The organism is Gilvimarinus sp. 1_MG-2023 (genome assembly GCF_030548285.1).
Genome location: NZ_JAUOSC010000064.1, coordinates 1 through 550, shown reverse-complemented (window position 1 = coordinate 550; position 550 = coordinate 1). Strand labels below are relative to the sequence as shown.

At 47.8% G+C, this 550-nt stretch carries 2 protein-coding genes; both read left to right on the top strand.

The window, feature by feature from the left end:
• A partial coding sequence (locus Q4563_RS15665; RefSeq protein ID WP_303605121.1) for a helix-turn-helix domain-containing protein occupies nt 1-195 on the top strand: 195 nt, incomplete at its 5' end.
• Between the two features lie 49 nt (nt 196-244).
• Nucleotides 245-550 (top strand): glycosyltransferase family 2 protein (locus tag Q4563_RS15660; RefSeq protein ID WP_303605120.1); only part of this gene is annotated, 306 nt, incomplete at its 3' end.

Sequence of the window (550 nt, the reverse complement as noted above, 5' to 3'; positions counted from 1 at the left end):
GACAAATCCTTCAAGGAAGGACGCCGTATAACGATGGAAGAAGTCGCCACCGCCACCGGCGTACACCGGACCACGTTGTCGAAGATCGCAAATAAAGTGGGCTACAGCACAACGACTGACGTGTTGGATGCGTTGTGTGAGTTTTTTGATTGTGAGGTTGGAGAGATTGCGGAGCGGGTGCGTGATCTGGAGTAGCTTGAAGTATTTTTCAAAGCTTGATTGAAACCATGGAACGGCAAACAGTTTGAAACCACTATCATTGAAAATTGTCGCAATCATTGCGACCTGTAATCGTCCAGAGCTACTGAAATCTCGCGCTCTGGCATCGATTGCTAACCAAACCATTACTCCGGATTACCTGGTCGTTTGTGACGACTCAGAACCTGAAAACAAGGTAATTAACAGGTCGGTCGTAGACTCTATTTCCTTATCAGGATGCAGTGTCTTTTACCTGCAGAACCACAGGTCCAATGGTGCCAGTGGTTGCTGGAACTCGGCAGTGGACCTGGTTCTGAGAGAATTTGAAAACTCGCCAGATATTGTGTTGGCC